Origin of the sequence: Limnospira platensis NIES-39 (assembly GCF_026000695.1) — a bacterium.
In the GTDB taxonomy this organism is placed as follows: Bacteria; Cyanobacteriota; Cyanobacteriia; order Cyanobacteriales; family Microcoleaceae; genus Limnospira; species Limnospira platensis.
In genome coordinates this window covers 5,790,641-5,813,359 of the sequence record NZ_AP026945.1, presented here as the reverse complement: position 1 = coordinate 5,813,359, position 22,719 = coordinate 5,790,641, and the positions used below count along the sequence as shown (strand labels likewise).

The window sequence follows — 22,719 nt, the reverse complement described above, 5'->3', positions numbered from 1 at the left end:
TATACTAACAAATAATTTATTAATAGGTGGTTAAAATCATGAGAGGTATTAAAAATATCACGGCTAATATCAACGCTGCTAACTGGAGTAACGCCATAGAGTTATTTAACGGGACTATTTTAGAATCATTAATAACAGAAAGATATAAATATGATATCGGTATTTACAGCTATATATCATCGTTAAACGCTAGATGTTACACTCCCAGTATTGCACAATCACAAATCCCCACAATTTACCCGGAAGATAGCTATTACCAACGGTGGAAAAAAAACAGGAAGTGTTGCAGGGAGCGGTAGATTTACAGATATTTTATGGGAATATGGCAACAGAAAACGGGTTAAATTTAGGGATTGTCAAATTGCCATATTATGGAGGCATTCACACCGAAAACCTGTTAATTGAATTAATCACTAATCAAAACGAAGGTTTAGCAATTGATAGCAACTCAATAGTTAAAGCTAGGTGTTTAACTCAGTTACATAACAATGATTCTATTAATATTTTGGGCATGGCTGAATATCAACTCGATACAGTTCCTCAAACCCCTACATTGACACAACCCGAAAATTTTGGGGTGACAATAGGCAATACCCCCACATTAGTTAGACCCTCAAATATTAATCGGTATAGGTTGCACTTACAAAACGTAGGTTCTGTAGGGGTATGGTTTTGTCACGGTGATATCAGTAACTGTGTACCTTATCAATGCCTATATTTACCTCCTAACGCTGGGTGGGATGATGAACTAAAATCAACAGCTTCTATCTATGCTATAACTGAGGATAGCGTAACCAATATTGTTGGATTAGAACAAACAATAAATTGGTAAATTGTACTTTGATTTAGGGGTTTATTATGAGTTTCTCAGTTTACAGTTCTATTGTCAATTTAGACACTCTAAACATTAGCAGTAAAATACAGGGAACACCGACAACTACAGCGATAAGTTTGACTGCTAACACTATCACGGAAGTTGTGCCTATCAATGCTACCAGTAACGGTAGAACGGTGTTTGTAAAGAATCGGTCAAATACCAATGTACATCTAATATTTGACCCTACAGGTGATAGCGTGTCAGACGCTGCATTTTCGGTTAAGCCAGGTGATACCATCTCAATAACGTGGGGTAGAACTGAGTTACAGGCGATAGCAGAATCTAGCGCTAGTATCAGCGTTACAATTATCGAATATATCAATATGTAATCATCAAATGAATGGCTAGTATTAAGTTATTAGCCATTTAATTAAATAATCAATATAGAGGCAGTTATGACTAATTTCAACATTTACTCTAGTAAGTTTGGGCAATCAACCGATGACTTGCCAGAAGGTGAAGTTAATCTGTATTTAACTAATGAACGGATACAAGCAGTTATTGACTCCAATACTAATTTAGTCAAATTAACTGAGTTAATTTGGAATAATATTATTAATAAACCTGGCACTTTCCCCCCATCTACTCATTCCCATAGCTGGACTGAAATAACGTCCAAACCGACAACGTTTACTCCTTCAAGTCATACACATACCATTGCTAATGTTACAGGACTTCAAAGTACATTAGACGGTAAAGAGCCTACTTTTACCAAAAATACAGCGTTTAACAAAAATTTTGGAACAACTACCGGAACTGTTACAGAAGGTAACGATGTCAGATTATCAAATGCTAGAACGCCAACTAGCCATACACATACCTTATCCCAAATAACAGATTCAGGTAATGTTGCTGCCATTGATACAAATGGTAGTACATCTAACTATTTACGCGGCGATGGTGTTTGGGTAACACCTCCTAATACAACCTATTCTGCGGGAACTGGCTTAACTTTAGTAGGAACTGAGTTTAGAAACACCGCCCCAAACGTATCCACCAACCTCTCTACAAGCACTACAAGCAATACGTTAACCGTTAACAGTTCTGATGGTACTAATGCTGTATTACCTGGTGCCACGACTGCGCTTGCGGGTCTAATGACGGGGGCAGATAAAACCAAGCTGGATGGGATTGCGGCAGGCGCACAAGTAAATGTAGCAACTAATTTAGGAGTAACAGCAGGAACAACAGCAGGTCCTGTAGTTACATCATCAACAGGAACTAATGTTACTTTACCTACAGCTAGTGCAACTAATTCAGGGATAATTACAACTGGGAATCAGACATGGACAGGAGTTAAAACATTTAATTCATTAATTACCGGGTCAATAAGTGGAAACGCCGGAACAGCAACAGCACTTCAAACTGCTAGAACAATTAATGGGACTTCGTTTAATGGTAGTGCCAATATAACAATAACTGCCAATACTCCTAATACATTAACAAATGGTACGGGATTAACTGGAAATAATTTTAATGGGAGTACTGCCACAACATGGGCGGTTGCTTATGGCACTACAGCAAACACAGCCTGTCAAGGTAATGATAGTAGATTATCTAACGCTAGGACTCCCACAACGCACACACATTCAAATATTACATTAACTGCAGGTGATGGTTGATCCGGAGGAGGAACTTTAGCAGCTAATAGAACAATTAATGTAGATTCAACTGTAGTTAGAACTACAGGTAATCAAACTTTAACAGGAATTAAAACATTTAACATAACAAATAATCCAGTAACTTTTGCAACTAATGAAAGTTTTCCTGATGGAAATATGCTTATTGATTTTAATGTTTGGAGGGGGTTTGACATCCGCCGGATAGGCTCTACTGCTGGTTCGGCAAATTTAGTACTAAATAGTAGAGTTGGAGGAAATAGCTGGGCGTTTTCTTATCAGGGGAATTATTCTATGGAATTAGAAGCAGATAATAATCCTAGAGTATTTATATATCATGGTATTAATTTTCATCAAAGCGATGTTTGGCGAGGTGCTCCTGACAATAGATATTCAATACAATTATATAACGGGCAGACATATTTTATAAAGAGCTCAACTCTTTCATCATCTGGAGTACATACTAGATTTAGAGTAGGAGGCACAAATGTATCTTATATTAACGATAATGGAGACTACGTTAAAGGTAGCTCTGATCTTAAATTCAAAACACTTTTATCAAAACCAACTCTAGGGTTAAGCGAAATTAACGCATTGACAGTCACGTGGTTTAAGTATAATGAACTTGCAGCATTTCATGGCTTTAATCCAAGTACAGAACAATTTGGTTTAATTGCTCAAGAAGTACAAAATATATATCCTAACGCAGTTGAAGTGATTAAAAATGACCATACAGATAGTCCTGAAGTTGACGACAAAAAAATAGATTACTTAACAATTATGTATGACAAACTAATACCATTAGTGATTGCGGCAATTCAGGAATTATCAGAAAAAATCGACAAATTGGAAAATATGCTAAACACTCAACAATAAATTAACAGATAATGCCTAACGCACTTGATATATCTGAAAGTAATTGGTTTAAAGTTTATGAACTTAATTTCAGGATAGAAGATGATAGTACTCTACACGGTACTAAAAAATTGCCTGACATTTCTGGCAGTAAATTTGTTAGGATATTATTTGACGCTGACAGTGTACCCGTGTACTGGAAAATGGCAGGGTGGCTTAAGTTTTATGGTTACAATGATGTTAATCAAGCTATGTTAGTTAAAAGAGAAACTGTATGGCTTAATGAATATCAAATAATTGAATCACCGCCGTACAGCAATTTTTACGCTTCATTTTCTCCACTAGAAAGGATTAAATGGTTTACACTTCATTTTTGGAAATTAATATAAATGAACTTAATAATAGTTGAACTAGGATTAATTATTGTCGCGATTATTCTCAGTACGTTCATTACGCATACAGGAAACTTACTTATTGAGAATAGGTTAGACGGTATCCAAAATAGCCTAAATTATTTGATTAGATATGTTAATGATTTTATGCCATCAACAGTTTGTAAAAAACAGTTAGAAGATAAAAAGCAATCACCCCCTCTTCCAATTAACAGAGATGATATTGATGATGATGGTTGGAGAAAACCCTAAGCCCTAACACCTAACAGCTACCCCAATAACTTAAATGGCCCCCTATGGTTTCTAACTGTAGGGGGTGTCTATGTATTTTTTGCCAATAGGCCTATTGCAATAGGCCTATTGAAAATTTATATGAATGCTTGCCTCTAATTTACCCACAATAAACACCCTAAGCCAAAACCTTAACCCGTCTATTAGGGGTACTGAGTTCCGCACGGGATGATTACCCCTATAAATTGGAGACTTGTCTAGCAGTATGTAGGTATCGGTTTCGATGCGGAATCAATTCCCTAGGATTATGTGAATAACCGATGTCGCTGGTAAAGCAATTGTCTAGGATTATGTAGGTATCAGCGAGAGATGACGAAACAAGTCCCCAGTTGAAAAGTTGTTTAGGGGTATCGGGTTGGTTCCGGTAGATGATAGTTCAGGTTTTGCGATCGCACATAGGTTTACCTATAGGTCTAGTCCATAGAAAGACAGCCTAATATCTTTGTACATTGATAGGGGTATCGTTGTACATTGATAACCTAGTGGGTTCCCCCTACGGCTACCTACGGCTACCTACGGCTATCGTGTTGACTTTAAGCCATACCCTCCCCCTAACCGAAACAAGCACTATTGGGGAAACGAACGATGTGATAGCAGTCAATGGTGAGGAACGAACCGATAGGCTTGCCATTGACGGGTATCACAAGGGAGTTACCCTATCGGTGTTTGGTTAGGGGGAGATAGTAGGCATTTGACAGATTGATTAAGTTGTGCTTATTGATTAACCCGTCAATAATTAAGTTTTGTTGCTGAGGGATATGCGCTAATTGTCCCGTGTGCTAAGACTGAATGGAGTGCATTTTGAATGTAACAGTACGACTAACGGGTTAGTTAATTTCCTCCTATCGCAATAATGATAAGGGTTTAAGTTAATTGGAGATGTTGGGTACGAAACCCACTATAAAGCCTATAACCCCTATTCTACCGTTACTCTAGTGCACTCCAAAGCGATCGCATTATTAGGAGTTAGTGCAAAAGGAAAACCCCCTAGGTATTTAGCCTAGAGGGTATTGTGTTGTGGGTTTATTGGGGGTTAATCGTCTAACTGATAGATTAATCTAAGTCCTGCTTTCATCTCTGGTGATTCTGGGTTAATACCATGATTGAGTAGTGTTTGTTTTGCCATATCTAGTGGCAATGGTTGCCTTTGATGTCTTGTCAGGATACCTAACTCTGTGGCAAGGTTGCGACGTTTTTTGTATCTGCTGTCATTAACCGTTACCGAGTGACCAAACGAACGCGCCCTGATTTCCTGTGGTATCCCATTCATCTCTCCCAGTTGGTTTCCAAGGTGTCGAAAGGCATAGGCTTGAGTTAGTCCCCACTTATGTCGTGATAACCAGCCACAATGATTAGTATTAAACTTGCTAGGGTCTTTGGATTCTGTGATAGGTAGACAAACGTTATGAATCCCTAGGCGGTTAATTAGAACCTTGTCTTTACTCATTGGGATAGCTAACCTCCAACCTGTCTTAGTAGAACCCCCAAAATAGGTAAATTCTCCAATCACTAACACTAACTCAATGTTGGTAGGGTCAGATATGGCTGGGAAGGTAATGCCATCAATCTTAACTGGCTTAGTTAAATTTTGACCTGCTGCTACTTCAGACGGTCTTAACCCATATAAAGTACACATTGCACTAACCCAACACCAACCATCACGCGCATTATTCTCTTTGACAGAACGATAATCAGTGTTGCGTTCTTTGTCTAGTAAACTTAACAAGGTATCCAAGTCTATACTTTGGGATTCAGCAAATACTGTTTGGGTAGGGTCAATTTTTTCTAGCTTGTCCAGTGCTTTTTTGCAGTCAGCCCGTTCCGCTACCTGCCTTAACTTGTAATATCGGTCCTTAAAATCCTTATGTCCTACCGGGCTGCTACCGTCTGGCAATGGAGTATACAAGGCTTCTTTTATACCCTCCCAGGTAACGTAACTATCCCAGTCTGTGACTTTGTTAAACACAGTAAGAAAACAGCGTTTAAATGACCTTTGGTCACTAGCCATATCGCGGGAACGTTTGCGCTTAGTGTTTTTGTGAACTCCGTTAAAGTAATCATCCTCCATCTCTTTAAACACTTGACGGTAGGTGATTAAGTCATTCTTTAGGGGAGTTTTGTTTTCATCAAGGATAGTAGCCTTGTACCAGTCCAGCCATTCAGACACCGACTGAAATTGTCCGTCAAGGGATTTATGAACTAACCAAGCCTTGTCAACAGCCTTGCGGATACCCTCTGGGGTAAACTGACAATTACAGCCCCGTTGTTTACGTCCCCCCGTTTCCGGGTCAGTGGTGATGTCTAGTTGGATTGTCCCCCGGTTACGTTTAATCCTGACACCTTTGGGACATTGTTTGCGGGATAGGTTGAAAAACTCAAGAATGTCTTGAAAGCCTTGATATGTAGCACTATGTGTACTGTTTGTACTTGCACTCATTTTGCACTAACTCCTAATAATGCGATCGCTTTTGAGTGCATTAGAATGGCGGTAGAATAGGGGTTATAGGCTATAAAACGGGTATCAGACCCGTTTTTGTCTGGGTATAGCAGTGAGCGCTGGAGTCGTCACAGACCTTAATTGTAAAAACGCTCGATCCGACTCCCGACTCCCTAATACCGAGTCCCTAGTCCCGAATCTGTAACCACACGATCGCTCATTGCTATATTTAACTGGATTTGATATGATTCGATCCAACCAAAATTTCCAAATCATCCGGCGATCGCCCTCAATCAAAAAAGGAGAGGAAATTATTTCCCCTCCTTTTAATGATCTAATGATCGACTATTTCTGCTCTTTCAACAAGCCGAGGATAGTATCCAGTTTTTCCTCAAGTTTTTGGTTTTTATCCTCCAATTTGGCAATCTTATCCAACAGTGCTTGATTTTCTGAAACTTCAGCCGCCACCCGCAATTTACGCACGTCCCGACCAAAGCCCATCAAAGCTGGACGTTCCACATAGGTGACGCGGTGCAGCACCCGCCACGCCTTGTTAGGTTTGCCCGCCTGGGTCTGGCGCAGTGCCCGCGCTTCTTCGCCGTTGCTGCGTAGCCATTCGGGATCAACCACATAGTTGAAGAAGTCTTGGAAGTGATCGGTGCTGCCTTCCAGGTAGAAGCTCATAAATCGATAGCGGTCTACTTTTTCTCCAGGCAGGATAGGCTGATCGTTGTAGTCAGTGATGCCCTTGTACTCTAATCCACCGAGGTCTACCGTTAGCTCAAAACCTTTACTACGAGCTTCAGTTTTGGTCATCGTTTGGGTCAAGTTTACCGTTGCTTGGGCGGTTAGCTCTGCGGTCGCCATGGCCCCAAATTTGGCTTCCGCCCCCAAGGCTGCATTCATCGTAAATGAACCACCGATGGTATGTTCAACTGTGTTGGCAAAGCTTTGTTGTTCTGAGCGCAGTCCACCATCGGCATCCCAGACATAGGTGTTGACAATGTTGCGTTTAGCAGCACGAATCTGTAGATCTTCCATTCGTCTCTGCCAACCAGCAAAGCTTTCTGTGGCTTGCACTCGTTTCTCTTGGTCAGTGATTTTGCTCTGAATCTCCGCTTGTTTGGCTTGGGTAGCCTGACTCTGTTTATCCACATTGGCATTGGCATTGGCTTGGAGATTTTGCTGTTTCGCCGCATCGGCAGCCTTCTTCTCCTCCTCCGTCATTTCGGTAGCAGGTTTATCTTCCTCTCGATTAACGCCAATCGTGCTAGGTGCTGGGCCGCTGTCAATGTTCCGATTCAGGGAGGTTTCATCCAAGAGGCGCACATTGAAGTTAGAGAAGTACGATTCTCGCCGCTTGTCCTCTGCTTCGATCTGCTCTTTTAGGTCGTAGGCTTCTTTCAATCGGTAATAACTGGCCGGATAGAGGGAGCCATACTGCGATCGCATTTCGGGAACATGTTTGAAGAAGCGATCGCTGGTGGCACTACTGCCGGTCATGCCATCTAGGCTGCCGTTCATGGTGTAGGCCGGGTTCATCAAGAAGGTGATAGTATTCACATCCGGCGGCAGACCTTCCACAGGGCGCACTTGGTAGCCCACCATCTTGCCGCTGCGGGCTAGGCGGGTCACAAACACATCGGAGATGGCCGAGACCACCAGGGCATAGCCGATATTCTTGGGGATAAAACGGGTGCCCAAGTGGGGAAAGTGGGGAGTTACCTCAGGGGTGCCCCGCAGTTCCAGTTTGTCGGTCAAGCTGAGGGAAGAACTGGAGGTGATGTTGCTCTCGTTTAAGAACTGGTAGCTGAAGTCAAAGTTGCCTTTGAATCCGGCTCGCATGGTGGCGATTCTTGCACTGACGAAAAGACCAGCAGATGCCTCTGTCTCTGCCCCGGCAAAAATCTCTGCCGCTGCACCTAATCCGCTATCTTGGGCGCGGTTCCAGCTAAAGTCTACGTCTTCCGACATGGTGAGTTCCACCGAGGTGGCACCGTTGTAGTCTTCTTCGATGGTCAAATTCTCGCTGGGAACGGGAGGCGGGCCTTCAATGTACCCCAGCAGGGTCGGGGCAAACTGGGCGTTACCAATCCACTTCAGTTCTAGGGTTTCAATTCGCTTATCGGGTAGCAGCGTGGCCCCATTGGTGGTGGGCGCACCCAGGAAGCGCCGCATGATCGCCACCTTGCGCTTGGTGGCGGGTTCCAAGGTAACGGTGCTGTACTCCGCAGAGACTAAGGCATCGCCGCCAATGGGCAGGGTATTATCCTGCGTGGTTAAGGCTTCGTGGACAGTGCCATGACGGTTGCCCGCTAGATCTTGCACCTTGCGAGTGTTGCCTTCCAGCTTGACTTCATTCAGTGGGTAGTAAGCAACCAAATTAGGTTCCTTGCCGCCGAGTCGGGTATTCATGTCTGCCTGAATGTCTTTCTGGGTGCGGGCAACGTTCCAGATCCGAAGATCGGAAACTTGAGCATCTAAGTATTCATCAACAGACCAGTTACTGCGCCCAATGTAATTATTTTTGCGATTGATGCTATTCGGCAAGTGACAAGTTCCTGAGCGGAGGAGCTGACCATCCTTATAGACTTTGGCATTGCCGGAAGCGTCAATAGTTGCAGCAAGATGCGTCCATTCTCCAGGTATCAAGATATCTGCAACTTCGATTCTTTCCTGAACAGAAGAGCCTCGATTGACAGCAAACACTAGGGTATTGGTTTTGGCTGAATTAGCTAGCAGAATATTATCTGCACCGGATCCATTACCAAAATCAATGATTCTTGACCAGCTCTTGAGACTCTTATGACACACCCACACTTCTAAACTGAACCCTTCTGAGTAGTTAATATTCATCTCAGGCAAGGTGATGTGGTCATTCACGCCATCGAATTGCATCACAGTATGTCCCAGATTACCAATGGGTACTGTGGAAGCCCACCAACTAGCACTAGATATCGTGCCATTGTTACTGTTGCCAGAATGATCGCGGACTTCTACGCCCGTCGCTTCACTCATGGGGTAGTAGGCTAGTAATCCTGGTTCATTACCACTGAGTAAAGTTTTGCTATTGATATTAATTTCCTCTTCACTGAGGGCATCACCCCAAATGCGAACTTCGGAAAGCTTGCCAAAGGGTTGTCCCCCAGGTGCATTACCAATAGTGCGAATAACACCAACCACTTTGAGAATTGCCTTCTTGATGGCTTCCACCTTCTGCTGTGCAGCAGAATCATTAGGTGTTTTTGTCAAACTTTCCTCGGCATCGGCTAGAGCCTTCGCTTTAGTGTCACCAACCTTTTGACCATCAATGTAGAACAGGGTTGTATCCCCTTTGGCGACTGCGGTCAGGTGATGCCAACCTGGAGAGAGCTGATCTAAATTGAAGCCACAGTCAAAGAATCTCTGTTCTTGAATGCCATCTCGTAAGTAGATACCTAACTGTTTGCCATCTTTTACTAAAACATGGTGCTCACTGTCTGAACGACTTAAGGTATTCCATTCCAATTTTTCAGGCAAGGGATAGACAAACCAAGCCTCCATGCTCCAGTCCATAGGTAGGGGCAATGCCGTATTTAAGGTCAAGACGCTCTTGCTAAGATTGAAGTTGAGGCAAGCTCGGTAGGCATCAGGAACCCATTGTTCAAAGGCGGCATTCCGACTATCAGCGGTGGCATCGTAGTTAGTCTGTCGCATCCGCCCTTGGGTATCGAAGTAACTCAGTTGGACGTTCCCTTCACAAGTTTCTAGGGCATGAAGCCGACTCGCTGGCTGCAAAAATCCGAGCAGTGCTCCTTGAGTCACTAAGTCATTGTCGTCTTTGGCAACTTCAGGCATTACCTGGGGCTTCACATGAGAATTACTGATGAACTTAAGAAAGTCTGTGTTCAGAGTATTTATCTCTATTTGCAATTGGGTCAGCAGAGAAATCACCTGATCCAATCGTTTTTCCCATGCTTCTTTTTCTTGATCACCAGCACTTAAAATTTGCCTGCTTACATACAATAGATCTCTCTTTTGCTTAAGCAGTTCAGTGATCTTTTGCCATGCTTGTCGAGATTTTTCTATCTCATCATTGACTTGCTCTTCCGTCTTGACAAGTTGCCATGGATTAGAACTCGAAGGGGACATTCTCGTGGTTGGGAATGAACCACTATCATCATAGTTCCAGAACCAACCGTTGTATGTCGTCTGAATTGTATGATATTTTTGATCCACCTTGTTTAGCTGCCATTTTCCACCAGCGCCAGAACTCGAGGAGGACATTCTTACAGTTGGAAATGAGCGAAATGAGCCACTATAATCATAGTGACAAAACCAGCCGTTGTATGTCGTCTGAATTGTGTAATATTCTTGACTTATCTTGTTGAATTTCCATTTACCACCAGCACCAGAACTCGAAGGGGACATTCTTATGGTTGGAAAGGAGCCACTATAATCATACAATAATACATAGTGACAGAACCAACCGTTGTATGTCGTTTGGATATGGCATACATAATTAAAAGGATTATTCACTTCATAATCATAATTCGATTTGCAATTCTTTTCTTGAATTTCAAGGTCTTGAATTTCGACAATCAATTCATTAACTCGTCTTCTGATTAGTTCAAGATCTTTAAGCCCTGCCAGTTTTTCTTCTAGCTCCTGTTTTTCATTTTTTAGCGTTATTTCTTGCATTTCTTTTCGCTTCAGATCTTTCAAATTTGCCATCGAATCAGCTTGATCATCTGCCAACATTTTTAAAGCCATATCATCGACATACTTTGCCGATGTAATCGAATCAGACAACAGACGAATGTGGTGCTTGCGAATTTCCAAGGAATTCCAGTTACCTTGTACCTTCGCAATTTCGAAGGAGCGCAGCAGACTGATCTCATCGGGAATCGTTAGGGTACAAGAAGCCCGATACCAGCCGTTCCCCAGATCTTCAAACTCATCTTGCACTGCCGAGACCGCAATGGTATCGTTGGCGCTGCGGCTGGTTTTACCCCAGTGGGAGAAGGTAAAGAGTTTAGTGTCCTGGCCACGGCCATCGGCATTGTTGAGATCTGCTAGCGTCACTGGTTTTGAAGCATTGACCTTGAACTCAAAGCTTTCTTCATAGGTGGCGCGTTGGCTGACGGCAAACAGGTCAGAATTGCTGTATTTAACTGCATTGGCTCCACTAGCCAGTTTGCGGCTGAGGGTAGCCGCACTGACGTAGGGATCGCCATAAACGGTACCCTCATTGCCGTGGATAGCGAAGTCACTCACTTTGCCTTCGGCAATGCCACCCAAGCGCCAATACCCTTCCAAGCCCACCTCTTTGCCCCGCAGTTGCAGGTACATATTATTTTTGATGGTTTCAGCACTTTGGGGCAGCGACCAGATCCGTACCTCGGCCAGATGCCCAGAGAAAAAGTCTTGGCCTACTTTTCCGAACTGATAATTGCTGGATGGATCACTGTAAAGCTTTTCCGGTACATTCTCAACAACAGCAAATTCCACACCATTTTTATAGAACTTGAATCTGTTGTCATCTTTTACCCAGGCTATATGAACCCAAGTCTCTGCCTGATCAAAGAAGTTGTTGAAGGTGCCGCTCAAGACAGACTCTTGGTTGGGAGCAGCAAACGCCATGTAGTGTAAGCCACCGTTGTCAGGTGTAATCCACAACGATGGTTGCCATAGATCATTGCCCATCACAGCTTGAGTTGCCCCAGTATTGATCTGCATCGGCTTTATCCAAGCAGAAATAGTGAAGTTTTTGTTTTTAGCAAAGGGGTTGGCAATTTCAATATAGTCGTTTACGCCATCCAGCACAATGCCACGCCGTTTGCGAGAGATGACCTTGATGTTGACAGCTTCCGCCTTGGCCCACCGCCGCTCAATGACAAAGTGATTATCATCAACGGGCTGCACCGGATAGGTATTGTCATAGTTTTCGGTGCCAATGATTTGCACCTCATCTCCATTTTCAAGACCGTGGTAGTCACAGGTAACGCGCAGCTTGCCGTCAGCGGTTTTCTCATAGGCGGCAATCATGCCATCGAAAATCAAGCCCGCTTCCTCTAGGTCTTCTTTTTCCCAATACCCTAGATTATCGGCGGCATTCGGTAGTTCAATCTCAAAGGTATGGTCGTCAATCTTCTGAGCACCATAGAGCCCACCCAGATCCTGGGTGCCCATAATCTTTACCAGATCACCATTGGTCAGTTCGCCAGCGTCTCCTTCGGTAGACACCTTCACCAGGTCTTCGGCATCATCAGCATCAGTACCCAGGGCCAATCCACGGATCACCCCCTGGGGTGGGGGCGTTGAATCTGCGAGGGCTTTGACTTCGTCTAGGGTATTGAGGGGCAACAAGATTTCCCGCTGACGACTGCGGGCAATAGTCCGTTCAGGAGTTTCATCAATTTCAGATAGGGTGCCATCTCCAGCAATGGCAAAGCTCAGAGCCGCTGCCCCTTTATCAGTAGGAATCGCGACCATGAGTTTAGTGGCACTTCGCAGCAGTTGGGTATCCCCAGATTGGGTTTCCTGTTCCTGCTGGAGATCATACTTGGTCGCTGACAGGCCATTGGTGATAGAGACCCCATCAATATCCAGGGTTCGCTGAATCACCCCTGGAATTTTCTTCGGCACTAAGGTCTCTTCGACTTCTTCATAAATAGTGTAGTCTTTGAGGTCAAAGAGTCCTTCCTTGGAAGCGCGAAGGGTCGTTAATTCAACTTTTTCACTTTGGCTGTTGTAGGCAAAAATATGCCACCGATGAACATCATTTTCAATAGTAGGCACTACTACCACAGAAAACCAACCTTTGTGCAGGTTGTTGACTAAGCAAAGTTCCGTTGTGGGTTCATAAAATAAATTGCCATTGGCATCTCGGAAGTCGAGGGTATCGACGTTGCTGAGGCCATTGCTGCCCATGGTCATAGTTTTGGTCGGAGTGTGCTTTTGCCGACTCCGCTTAAACCGGACTTCCAGTTTCCGATTTAGCTTGTTGGTCATGCCGTCCAGAACAAAGCGATCAACCAACAGGGTATTACTCGTGGATTGGCGGAACACATAGAGATGATCCAGGGCAGCAATCACCTGGACGGGAGCAACGGCGGTCATGCCTTGGGTCGAGTAGCGAGACCTTAGCAAATATCGACTCGGATCATTCTGGTAGGTGAGTTCAGCCTTCTCCTGCTCAATCACCGATTGATCATCCGCCTCATTCGGAAACTCTAGGGTTTGCCAAGTTTCCCAACCGGTTCTTTGGTCAGCAGGGGTATTTAGGTAACTATCTTCAAAACCATCCTGCTTCACCGTATAGAAAATCTTACCGCTGCTATCAGTGCCAAAGACAACAACCTTACCCTCATGGGTAATTGTACTAATATGTTGGAGTTTGTCTTGTTTTAGGTACATAAGTTCCTGTTTTGTTGAGAGATTCTACATTGTTAGCCAAGGACACGATCGCCGCTTCCCGGCCCGATCGCTCCCCTTGCAGTTGTCACGATGCTGATCACATTTTCCCTGATGCCAGTTTGGGGCTGGGACTAACGAAAAAAACCATCCCCCTTCAAAAAAAAGAGTGAATCCTAGTCGTTCTGTCGGTTACTGCACCCGCAAATGGGACGAGAAACTATCGGATAATTTTTTAATACCTTAGCCTTCAAGCGATGGCAGGAAGTCGATTCTTTTTATTTTTTTAATAAAGTCATGGAGCTGCCCGCAGAAAAGCGGCCACAGCTCCGTCAGGCCATCGAGAATTGAAATTACCTGGACATCAGGGGCAGCCGGTTTATGGATATATTTAAACTCTTAATAAACTCGGACTCATTAGCCTAATTTTAACCGATAATTTACGGATGTTTTGGGATGAGCCTGGTGGTGGACAACCGGTAAGGGTCGTCGTGGCGGTGGGCGATCGCTCCGCCTTCGAGAATCCCACCGACGGATGGGGCGCGGACTACCTGTGGATTGGCGACGTGACCGAACCCTTCACCCTCACGGGCTGCAGCAAACCGCCTCAAATCGGCTCTGGCTTACCCAATTCAAGTGGTGAATTGGGAAACGCAACCTGCCGGTCGAACCCACCCTGGCGATCAGTTTGGGGGTCGGAGCCCTGGCTATGACTCGCCTGCGCCGCCGCAACAGTTGATCGGCGATCGCCACATCAAAACCCTAAAACGCGCCCCACCTCCTCCCCCACCGCGCCATCCTCTTCGGCGGCGAAACATTTTCCACCCCGACGAAACCCACCCCAGAAGCGATCGCGAAGGGTCTCCACAGGAGAATCGCGAAGCGTTGACCCAGGAGAATCGCCTTTTGCCAAACACTGACGGGGGTAATCGCCATAGCTTTAAACAGCGAGGACCCCCTAGAAGCACCATTAAAAGGCTTCCCCCCAATAAGCGCGAATCTGATATCGGGCTTCCGGAAGCGTTGACCCAGGAGAATCGAAACCGGGTTAGGGGAGATTGGAGGATTCAAGAACCCACTTTCTGACCCTTAGCGGCAAAACTAGCTAAAATGTCAACAACCCCTAGCCCCCAACTCAAAAATGACTCAAACTCTTGATATCAACGGACTCACCCCAGAACCAATCGAGCCAATTCAAAAGATGATAGAAACCTTTAAAACTATTAATCACCAGCAGAAACAAGGCGATCGCCCACTAATAACTGACTCCACCAGCCCCCTCACCCAGCCTCAAAAAATAGTCAAAAAATATGGGAAAAATCGCAACCTAACAGAGGAACTGATTCAAGAACGCCGTCACGAGTCTATAGCAGTCCTAAATGATTTATAACATCTTCTTCTCCCCTCTCCCGTTCTGGGAGAGGGGTTGGGGGTGAGGGTCTTCCACAACTGATTTAGGATTGCTATATCCATGAGTAATGTAATCATGGATGCCTCTGCCATATTAGCATTTCTCAATCAAGAAAGCGGGAGTGAACAAATAACAGACTTGATTGACAATGCAACGATTAGCACCATTAATTTATCGGAAGTTATTGCTAAATTGGCATAAATTGGCATCTCAGAACCGGAGATTTGGTAAATTTTGTCCGACTTGAACTTAAAAATTGTTCCCTTTGATAAACCGCAAGCTCATATTGCTGGTATGCTACGAACCATCACTAAACCTCTAGGCTTATCCCTAGGCTATCGTGCTTGTCTAGGCTTGGGTCTTGTTCTCAATCAACCCGTAATCACCGCAGACCGCCAATGGAGTCAGCTAAATCTCAACCTCGAATTTCGAGTGATTCGGTAAAAAGGTTTCCCCCCAATCAACCGAATCTGATATCCGCCATTGAAACCGGTTTAGAGGAGATTTAAGCAGCAAAGAAACTAGGTTTTTGACCCTGGGCAGCAAAATTAGCTAGAATGTCAGCAACCCCTAGCCCACGACGAAAAAATGACTCAAACTCTTGATATCACCGGACTAACCCCAAAACCAATCGAGCAAATTTATCTAATGATAGAAATATTTAAAACTATCAATCAACAGCAGAACCAATCAGCCCCAGAAAATCTCTCGGAATTAGACCGGCATTCCTGGTTTTTTGAGAGCTAAATTCTCCCACCCTTTAATCGGACGATGCTTTATGGCAGGGGAAGCTAAACGAATTTATCTGGATATGAACATCCTGGCTTATGTTGCTAATACCAAAGCCCCTCAACATCAAGCCGCCTTAGAAATATTTAGACCGACCGAAAGGGAAATTTTGTGTGTCTCATCGCAGGTTTTAGCGGAATTTTACTCCTATATTACTAATCCCGCTATTTTAGCCACGCCTTTACAGCCAACGGAAGCAATTATCCGCATTAACCGGATTTGTCAGATGCCCCATATCTGCTTACTTTCAACTCCGGTGGAGCTGTTTGAAGGTTGGATTGGTTTATTGGCAGAAAGACCTGTAACCAATGGAGGAGTTTTTGATTTACTGCATATTTGGATCGTGTTAGCCCATGAAGTGAACAGCATCTACACGTTTAATATCAAGGACTTTTCTTGGTGTTCCCAAATTGAGGCGATCGCTCCGAGTCACCGTTAATCAACCCACCCAGAATCATCGCCTTTTGTCTGACGGGGGAAATAGCGATCGCGAAGCGTCTCGGTAGAAGCGATCGCCTTCCTCACGGACGACCCCCTAGAAGCGCCGTTAAAAGGCCTTTCCCCCCAATCAACCGAATCTGATGTCCGCCATTGAAACCTGGTTAGGGGAGATTTAAGCAGCCACCCAGAAACCCGGTTTCCGAACCCTCACCCCAAGTTCTCAAATTCGCTAAAATATCAGCAAAGTGCGAGACGTTTAGGAGTTCAATAGGGCTGAGATGCCCGAAATAACCTCCTAGTGGGGACTTCAACCCCTTGGTTGAATACAAGACAACTCGTTTCTGACCATCCCCATAACTGTTTATATGTCCCGACGTTTTGTATCACAAGATACCAAAACCAGGCAGGGAACCCCAGGTCAACATACTTTGTAATAAATCCTAACAATTTGTTACAAAGTATGTTGAGGGTAAAGGCGATAGCCACCCCCAGTTTCGGGAATCACAACTCTGGGATTGAAGCGGGGAACGGAAGGCGTGAAGTAGAACCTACTACCAAAAGCGACCACTGCCAACCATCCATGATTAGGGAAACCGAATGTCCGGCTTGAACCATCGTAAATATTTAGTAGCGCAATAAGTTTTTATACGCTGCGATCAAAAGAGTAAGGGGAATAGTAGGGGACTTTTGCAACTACCTACACAGACCTTTAAAAGTACCCCGGTGGAGAGGACAAATCTAAAGATGGAATGCCCATATAAACGGAACGTTGTAATCCCTCTAAGGCTCTGATTATCTGGTCGAGGTAATCAGTAGTGATAAGTGTAAGCGGATGGTGCGAGACGTTCGGGTATGAAATAGGGCTTAAATGCCCGAAATAACTACCCGGTGAGGATTCCAGCTCCGAATCTGGATATAAGGAGATCTCTCCTGACCATCCTCATAACTGGTTATATGTCCCGACGCTTAGGGAACTAAGCAAGGCAGGGAACTCAAGGTCATAAACGAACTGAGAAATCAGGGAGTAGAGAGTAACGGCGATAGCCACCCCCAGTTTTGGAAATCATAACTCCAGGATAGAAGCGGGGAACGGAAGGCGTGAGGTAGAACCTACTACCAAGACGCGACCACTGCCAACCATCTATGATTAGGAAGACCGAATGTCCGACTTGAACCATCGTAAAGCACGAGCAGCGAAATAGGTTGACACGCTGCGCCCAAAAGGGCAAGGGGAAAAGTGGGGGATTCTGCATTCTACCCACACAGACCTTTAGAAGTACCCCGGTCGATAGGACAAATCTAACGATGGAATGCCCATATAATCGGAACGTTGGTGCGAGACGTTCAGGCATAAAATAAGGTTGAAATACCTGAAATAACCGCCTGGTGGGGACTTAAACCCCTTGGCTGAATATAAGGAGATCTCTCCTGACCATCCTCATAACTGTTTATATGTCCCAACGATTAGTATCCCACGATACAAATCAAGGCAGGGAACCCAAGGTCAAAACCAACTAACTCATACAAATTACTTATACAAATTCTACAAATAGATAAGTAGAAGTTAGAGAGTCAGGGTAACGGCGATAGCCACCCCCAGTTTTGGGAATCACAACCCCAGGATTGAAGCGGGGAACGGAAGGCTCCAAGGTGTAACCCAACACCAGAATCGAGACCACTGCCAACCATCCATGATTAGGGAAACCGAATGTCCGGCTTGAACCATCGTAATGATTGGGCAGCGAAACAGGTTGATACGCTGCGCTCAAAAGAGCAAGGGGAAAAGTAGGAACTTCAATGTCATAACTACACAGACCTTTAAAAGTACCCCGGTGGAAAGGACAAATCTAAAGATGGAATGCCCATATAAACGGAACGTTTTAACCCCTCTTGGGCTCTGACAATCTGGTAGAGAGAGTCAGTAGTGAAAGTGTAAGCGCAAGCCCATTAGGGGGTGAGATGTGACCAGAAGCCAATGCCCGACTGTAATGGTAGGGATATGCTAACAGGTCACGGTTTGATTGTAAGAATAGAGTCTAGTAGGTGTACAAATGGCGATAGCGAGTTTAAAGAAAGGATTTGGCAAGCCCAAACCAATCAAGACTACGAACAACGCATGGAAGGCCATCCCATGGACTAAGGTTCAACGGAAAGTTTTCAAGCTCCAAAAGAGTATATTTCAAGCAGCTAAATCGGGACAGGACGCAAAGGTAAGAAGGCTGCAACGTCTATTGGTGAAATCATATTATGCCCGACTCTTAGCAGTGCGACTGTAGGGGCGGGTTCCACGGTCAGCCATGCTTCCCAACAGTCAGCTTAATAAACCCGCCCCCCCAAGCGGGTCAAGGCAAAAAGACGGTTGGAGTAGATGGTGTGATAGCAATATCCCCTAAACAAAGGCTAGAAATGACCGAGAAAATCAAAGGAAACCTCAAAGCAAAACCACTGCGAAGGGTGTGGATTCCAAAACCTGGTAGGGATGAAAAAAGCTGGAATAGGAATTCCCACAATCCAAGATAGAGCAAGGCAAGCCTTGGTTAAGTCGGCACTTGAGCCCGAATGGGAGTCAAGATTTGAGGGCACTAGCTATGGGTTCCGTCCCGGACGGTCAGCCCAGGACGCAATTGGTAGAATTTACACTGCCATAAATCAAGGACAATACTATGTACTTGATGCAGATATAGCGAAATGCTCTTACCGTGAACCATGATTATCTACTGTCCAAAATTCATTGTCCAAGCTGCCTAAAAAGAGACCTGAAACAATGGCTCAAAGCAGGCGTGCTAGATAACGGTGTATTTGAGGATACAGAAGCAGGGACACCCCAGGGAGGGGTAATAAGTCCAATACTCGCCAACATCGCACTGTTGGGAGTAGAAAGGCTAGTTAAAGGAATGTATCCAAATAAAGGCACAGCCACTCAGGTGAACCTTATAAGATATGCCGATGATTTTGTGGTCATCTCCAAAGACCTAGGAATCATTGAACAGTGCCAAACTGCTATCACCAAATGGTTAAAACCGGTAGGATTAGAGATTAAACCCGAAAAGACTCGAATTGGTCACACACTCAAACCTATTGAGTATAATGGCAAAACAGAAGAACCTGGGTTTGATTTTCTCGGATTCAATATCAGGCAATACCCAGTAGGAAAATACAAGTCTGGAAAAACAGGGGGATATAAGAGTCGATTAATCGGACATAAAACCCACATAAAACCCAGCCAAAAAGCAGTTGTTGCCCACACAGAAGTGATAAAAGGTGTAATTAAACGACATAAGACAGCACCTCAATCAGCCCTGATAAGTAGACTAAACCCAATTATAAGAGGATGGGCAAACTATTACTCAGCAGTAGTCTCAACAGAGACCTTCAATAAGCTAGATAATACAATCTGGCAAATGTTAAGGGCATGGACAGTATCAAGATGCGGAAAGGCAAGTTACAAAAAGCTAAGTAATTATTTCAGACATGGAACAATTAAACTTAGCAATGGGAAAGAAAGACACGAAAATTGGCTATTCCAAACCAAAGATGGGATACATCTATTCAAACACATCTGGACCCCAATTGTCAGACACACCCTAATACGCCCCGACGCAACACTTTATGACGGAAATTGGACTTACTGGGCCACCAGGAAAGGACAAGCAATCGACACGCCAATTAGGGTAGCAAAACTACTCAAAAAACCAAAAGGTAGATGTACCTGGTGCGGGCAATTCTTTACCCCATCAGATTTAATTGAAGTAGACCACATTGTACCTAGAAGCCAAGGCGGAAAGGATGAATACAAGAATCTTCAATTATTACATCGCCATTGTCACGATGATAAAACAGCTCTTGATGAAAGAGATGTTGCTGTACTCTTAACAAAGAGACGGTCAAACTAGGAGCCGTATGAGGTGAAAGTCTCATGTACGGTTCTGCTGCTGAATGGGAGGGGTAGACCGTGAGGTTTATCTCGACCCCTAATTAACCCCTCTAATGCTCTGCCTATAAACAAGTGAGTAATGCTATTCACAAGGCAGTAGTGAAAAATGTAAGCGCATGCTTAGAGGGTGAAGGATGTGACCAGAAGCTAAAGCCCAATTGTCATGGTGGGGATATGCCCAATTGTCACGGTGGGGATATAGATACTGCGGTCAGTAAGAGTATAATGGCGAGGACGAGTTTAAAGACTACGTGGTGCATATAGCTCTGAACATCGAAGTAGAAAGCAGGTCTGTTGATTCTGCTCCTTTGACAAATAGGGTATCCACACCAGGAGCCGTGTGATGGGAAACTATCAAGCACAGTTCTGAATGGGAGAGGGTGAAGGTGACTTCACTCTCGACCCCTAACGTGCGAGACGTTCGGGTATGAAATAGGGCTGAAATGCCCGAAATAACTACCCGGTGAGGATTCCAGCCCCGAGTTTGGATATAAGGATCGCACTCCTGGCCATCCTCATAACTGTTTATAGCACAAGACAGAACATTTAGGACGTATAATGGCAAGGATATCTACAGAAGACCCAAAATGCCAGCCCCCTACAGTTACGACCTTAGACAAAAAGTTATTAATGCAATTGAACTAGACGGTATACCCAAAACCGAAGCCAGTCAAGTTTTCCATGTCAGCCGGAACACCATTAATCTCTGGCTGCAAAGAAAAGCACAGACCGGAGACTTCCTCCCTAAACCTAATCGCCCACCTGGTCATAGCCACCAAATTACCGACTGGCATAAATTCAAGGCTTTTGCCCAAGAGCATGGCCACAAAACCTCCGCTCAGATGGCTCAACTTTGGGATGACGACATCTCTCCTCGCACCATATCCAGAACCTTGAAGAAAATTGGCTTCACCAGAAAACAACTTACGGCTACCAAGAACGTGATGAGCAACAGCGAGAGGAGTTTATTGCTCAGATTGAACATATGGAGCCGGAAGGGTTGGTTTACCTCGATGAAGCTGGCATGAATAGTCAAGACTCGGATTATCCTTATGGTTACTGCCAGGAAGGACAACGCTTCGATGCCCTCAAATCCGGGAAGAGGCAGGGCAGGGTGAGCTATATGGCGGCATGGTGTTATCAACAACTCTTAGCCCCCGATCGCTTTGAGGGTTGTTGTAATCGGACAGTGTTTGAGTTGTGGTTGGAGTTTATCTTAATTCCAACATTGAAGCCAGGTCAAACTCTAGTACTGGACAATGCAACGTTTCATAAAGGGAGGCGGCAGGCTGAACTGGTGGAGGCAGCTCAATGCCGTTTACTCTATCTTCGGCCTTATTCGCCAGACCTCAACAAGATAGAGAAATGTTGGTCGTGGTTGAAAGCCCGCATTCGCCATTGCACGTGAGCAGTTTGATTCTCTCGATGATGCCATGGATTATGTTCTCAAGGCTGCGTCCTAACCGTATTGACTAGTGCTATAAGTAGGTTGGGTGGAGGTAACGGAACCCAACAACACCATCTCTCGGTTATGTTGGGTTTCACGCTCGTTTCACCCAACCTACCAAGAGCGATCGCTTATTTAAGTAGGTTGGGTGGAGGTAACGGAACCCAACAACACCATCTCTCGGTTATGTTGGGTTTCACCCTCGTTTCACCCAAACTACCAAGAGCGATCGCTTATTTAAGTAGGTTGGGTGGAGGTAACGGAACCCAACAACACCATCTCTCGGTTATGTTGGGTTTCACGCTCGTTTCACCCAACCTACCAAGAGCGATCGCTTATTTAAGTAGGTTGGGTGGAGGTAACGGAACCCAACAACACCATCTCTCGGTTATGTTGGGTTTCACGCTCGTTTCACCCAACCTACAAATGTTGGGTGAAACCCGAGCCACAAAGAGCGATCGCTTATTTAAGTAGGTTGGGTGGAGGTAACGGAACCCAACAACACCATCTCTCGGTTATGTTGGGTTTCACGCTCGTTTCACCCAAACTACAAAGAGCGATCGCTTATTTAAGTAGGTTGGGTGGAGGTACGGAACCCAACACCACCATCTCTCAATGATGTTGGGTTTCACGGAGTTTCACCCAACCTACAAAGAGCGATCGCTTATTTAAGTAGGTTGGGTGGAGGTAACGGAACCCAACAACACCATCTCTCGGTTATGTTGGGTTTCACGCTCGTTTCACCCAACCTACAAATGTTGGGTGAAACCCGAGCCACAAAGAGCGATCGCTTATTTAAGTAGGTTGGGTGGAGGTACGGAACCCAACAAC

The 22,719-nt window shown here is 44.7% G+C and carries 23 protein-coding genes and 2 pseudogenes; 23 read left to right on the top strand and 2 right to left on the bottom strand.

Features of this window, described 5'->3' with window-relative positions; all coding sequences use genetic code 11:
- Positions 1 to 38: 38 nt before the first annotated feature.
- The 8 genes from N39L_RS28400 to N39L_RS28365 all read left to right on the top strand — a co-directional run bounded on the left by N39L_RS28400 (position 39) and on the right by N39L_RS28365 (position 4,708).
- A complete protein-coding gene (locus N39L_RS28400; protein ID WP_014274051.1) occupies positions 39 to 299 on the top strand; it encodes a hypothetical protein in 261 nt (86 codons plus the stop codon).
- Complete coding sequence (locus N39L_RS28395) at positions 263 to 832, top strand: hypothetical protein (RefSeq protein ID WP_231851993.1); 570 nt, start codon at positions 263 to 265, stop codon at positions 830 to 832. The genes N39L_RS28400 and N39L_RS28395 overlap by 37 nt, the downstream gene beginning before the upstream one ends.
- 26 nt (positions 833 to 858) lie before the next feature.
- Entirely contained in the window at positions 859 to 1,206 is a 348-nt protein-coding gene (locus N39L_RS28390) for a hypothetical protein (RefSeq protein WP_014274053.1), read from the top strand.
- 66 nt (positions 1,207 to 1,272) lie between these two features.
- Positions 1,273 to 2,499, top strand: coding sequence for a hypothetical protein (locus N39L_RS28385; protein ID WP_014274054.1), 1,227 nt, complete (start codon positions 1,273 to 1,275; stop codon positions 2,497 to 2,499).
- A gap of 156 nt (positions 2,500 to 2,655) precedes the next feature.
- The gene (locus N39L_RS28380; RefSeq protein WP_014277053.1) at positions 2,656 to 3,372 is read left to right on the top strand and encodes a tail fiber domain-containing protein; all 717 of its coding nucleotides are present in this window, start codon (positions 2,656 to 2,658) and stop codon (positions 3,370 to 3,372) included.
- A gap of 11 nt (positions 3,373 to 3,383) precedes the next feature.
- Entirely contained in the window at positions 3,384 to 3,740 is a 357-nt protein-coding gene (locus N39L_RS28375; protein WP_014276600.1) for a hypothetical protein, read from the top strand.
- Complete coding sequence (locus N39L_RS28370; protein WP_035737692.1) at positions 3,741 to 3,995, top strand: hypothetical protein; 255 nt, start codon at positions 3,741 to 3,743, stop codon at positions 3,993 to 3,995.
- Between the two features lie 503 nt (positions 3,996 to 4,498).
- Positions 4,499 to 4,708: a hypothetical protein gene (locus N39L_RS28365; RefSeq protein WP_014276599.1), complete on the top strand. Its 210-nt coding sequence runs from the start codon at positions 4,499 to 4,501 to the stop codon at positions 4,706 to 4,708.
- Between the two features lie 359 nt (positions 4,709 to 5,067).
- On the opposite strand, the gene N39L_RS28360 is transcribed toward N39L_RS28365, so the two are convergent.
- Positions 5,068 to 6,471: a site-specific integrase gene (locus tag N39L_RS28360; RefSeq protein ID WP_014277052.1), complete on the bottom strand. Its 1,404-nt coding sequence runs from the start codon at positions 6,469 to 6,471 to the stop codon at positions 5,068 to 5,070.
- A 345-nt stretch (positions 6,472 to 6,816) separates the two neighbouring features.
- Positions 6,817 to 13,869 (bottom strand): LamG domain-containing protein, encoded by a 7,053-nt coding sequence (locus N39L_RS28355; RefSeq protein WP_014277051.1) that lies wholly within the window; start codon positions 13,867 to 13,869, stop codon positions 6,817 to 6,819.
- A gap of 636 nt (positions 13,870 to 14,505) precedes the next feature.
- Here N39L_RS28355 and N39L_RS28350 point away from each other — a divergent pair.
- The 15 genes and pseudogenes from N39L_RS28350 (at position 14,506) to N39L_RS28280 (ending at position 22,691) form a co-directional block, all read left to right on the top strand.
- A complete protein-coding gene (locus N39L_RS28350; protein ID WP_152088385.1) occupies positions 14,506 to 14,952 on the top strand; it encodes a hypothetical protein in 447 nt (148 codons plus the stop codon).
- A gap of 55 nt (positions 14,953 to 15,007) precedes the next feature.
- Complete coding sequence (locus N39L_RS28345; RefSeq protein ID WP_006616228.1) at positions 15,008 to 15,256, top strand: hypothetical protein; 249 nt, start codon at positions 15,008 to 15,010, stop codon at positions 15,254 to 15,256.
- A gap of 81 nt (positions 15,257 to 15,337) precedes the next feature.
- On the top strand, positions 15,338 to 15,478 hold the full coding sequence (locus N39L_RS28340; RefSeq protein ID WP_008056147.1) for a PIN domain-containing protein: 141 nt from the start codon (positions 15,338 to 15,340) through the stop codon (positions 15,476 to 15,478).
- Between the two features lie 33 nt (positions 15,479 to 15,511).
- Entirely contained in the window at positions 15,512 to 15,721 is a 210-nt protein-coding gene (locus N39L_RS28335; RefSeq protein WP_081471253.1) for a PIN domain-containing protein, read from the top strand.
- A 144-nt stretch (positions 15,722 to 15,865) separates the two neighbouring features.
- Positions 15,866 to 16,024: a hypothetical protein gene (locus N39L_RS28330; RefSeq protein ID WP_014277049.1), complete on the top strand. Its 159-nt coding sequence runs from the start codon at positions 15,866 to 15,868 to the stop codon at positions 16,022 to 16,024.
- 31 nt (positions 16,025 to 16,055) lie between these two features.
- Positions 16,056 to 16,505: a type II toxin-antitoxin system VapC family toxin gene (locus N39L_RS28325; protein ID WP_014277048.1), complete on the top strand. Its 450-nt coding sequence runs from the start codon at positions 16,056 to 16,058 to the stop codon at positions 16,503 to 16,505.
- A 462-nt stretch (positions 16,506 to 16,967) separates the two neighbouring features.
- Complete coding sequence (locus N39L_RS28320) at positions 16,968 to 17,117, top strand: hypothetical protein (RefSeq protein ID WP_158307574.1); 150 nt, start codon at positions 16,968 to 16,970, stop codon at positions 17,115 to 17,117.
- Between the two features lie 1,441 nt (positions 17,118 to 18,558).
- Complete coding sequence (locus N39L_RS28315) at positions 18,559 to 18,783, top strand: reverse transcriptase N-terminal domain-containing protein (protein WP_014275009.1); 225 nt, start codon at positions 18,559 to 18,561, stop codon at positions 18,781 to 18,783.
- Positions 18,784 to 18,804: 21 nt separating this feature from the next.
- Positions 18,805 to 19,027, top strand: a pseudogene (locus N39L_RS28310) (HNH endonuclease).
- On the top strand, positions 18,987 to 19,217 hold the full coding sequence (locus N39L_RS28305; RefSeq protein ID WP_014275007.1) for a reverse transcriptase domain-containing protein: 231 nt from the start codon (positions 18,987 to 18,989) through the stop codon (positions 19,215 to 19,217). The pseudogene N39L_RS28310 and the gene N39L_RS28305 overlap by 41 nt, the downstream one beginning before the upstream one ends.
- A complete protein-coding gene (locus N39L_RS28300; RefSeq protein ID WP_014275298.1) occupies positions 19,207 to 20,400 on the top strand; it encodes a group II intron reverse transcriptase in 1,194 nt (397 codons plus the stop codon). Before N39L_RS28305 ends, N39L_RS28300 begins: the two co-directional genes overlap by 11 nt.
- A gap of 628 nt (positions 20,401 to 21,028) precedes the next feature.
- Positions 21,029 to 21,904: pseudogene (locus N39L_RS28295) on the top strand (IS630 family transposase).
- A 68-nt stretch (positions 21,905 to 21,972) separates the two neighbouring features.
- Positions 21,973 to 22,362, top strand: coding sequence for a hypothetical protein (locus tag N39L_RS28290; RefSeq protein ID WP_050856801.1), 390 nt, complete (start codon positions 21,973 to 21,975; stop codon positions 22,360 to 22,362).
- On the top strand, positions 22,322 to 22,507 hold the full coding sequence (locus N39L_RS28285) for a hypothetical protein (RefSeq protein ID WP_014277042.1): 186 nt from the start codon (positions 22,322 to 22,324) through the stop codon (positions 22,505 to 22,507). The genes N39L_RS28290 and N39L_RS28285 overlap by 41 nt, the downstream gene beginning before the upstream one ends.
- Entirely contained in the window at positions 22,470 to 22,691 is a 222-nt protein-coding gene (locus tag N39L_RS28280) for a hypothetical protein (RefSeq protein ID WP_014277041.1), read from the top strand. The genes N39L_RS28285 and N39L_RS28280 overlap by 38 nt, the downstream gene beginning before the upstream one ends.
- The last annotated feature ends 28 nt before the right edge of the window (positions 22,692 to 22,719 follow it).